Origin of the sequence: Vibrio sp. OPT46, from assembly GCF_015163535.1 — a bacterium.
GTDB lineage: Bacteria > Pseudomonadota > Gammaproteobacteria > Enterobacterales > Vibrionaceae > Vibrio > Vibrio alginolyticus.
The window spans coordinates 1-571 of the sequence record NZ_JADDYG010000812.1; the positions used below are offsets into that span (position 1 = coordinate 1).

Consider the following 571-nt stretch of genomic DNA (forward strand, 5'->3'; position numbering starts at 1 on the left):
GCATCAAAACTGCAATCTTCCTTGTTAGGTCCAAACACTAACAAGGAGTTGGTTATGTTTGTTTTGATTTCCACACTATTGTCCATCGCTATTTTAGCTGGAATATATCACTTATCTTCTAAACGAGAGCAGCAACATGCGCGCAAATATCAGCTGTTAACATTGTTGCGAGATGTTGTTCACCTTCTGAGATACCACCGAGCTGCTACTCACTACTCGCTTCAATTCCAACAAAACGATCAACAAAAATTGGACGCTCTTAATGATGCTCTGACTAACAAGCTTCATCTTTTAGTCGAAACCTCACGGTTTGAAAACAAACCCATGTATCGCGTATTACAGATTAAAGTAGGGAAACTACTTGAACAATGGGATGACCATAGTGTTGCAAGAAACCAGATGGAGCATGGTAAGTTGATTCGTCATTGCTTGTTTTTGATGGATGAAGTAACCATCGCATGGCTAGCGGTTGGGCAAAGAGATGACTTGCATAATGAGTATCACATGAACTGGCAAAACATTATGGATAGCTTGGAGACCCTGACTCAGTTACGAATCAGCATTCAAGATT

General features: G+C 40.5%; 1 pseudogene. It reads left to right on the forward strand.

Features of this window, described 5'->3' with window-relative positions:
- Positions 1-54: 54 nt before the first annotated feature.
- Positions 55-571 (forward strand): annotated as a pseudogene (locus IQR33_RS28055) (hypothetical protein); the annotation flags it as partial.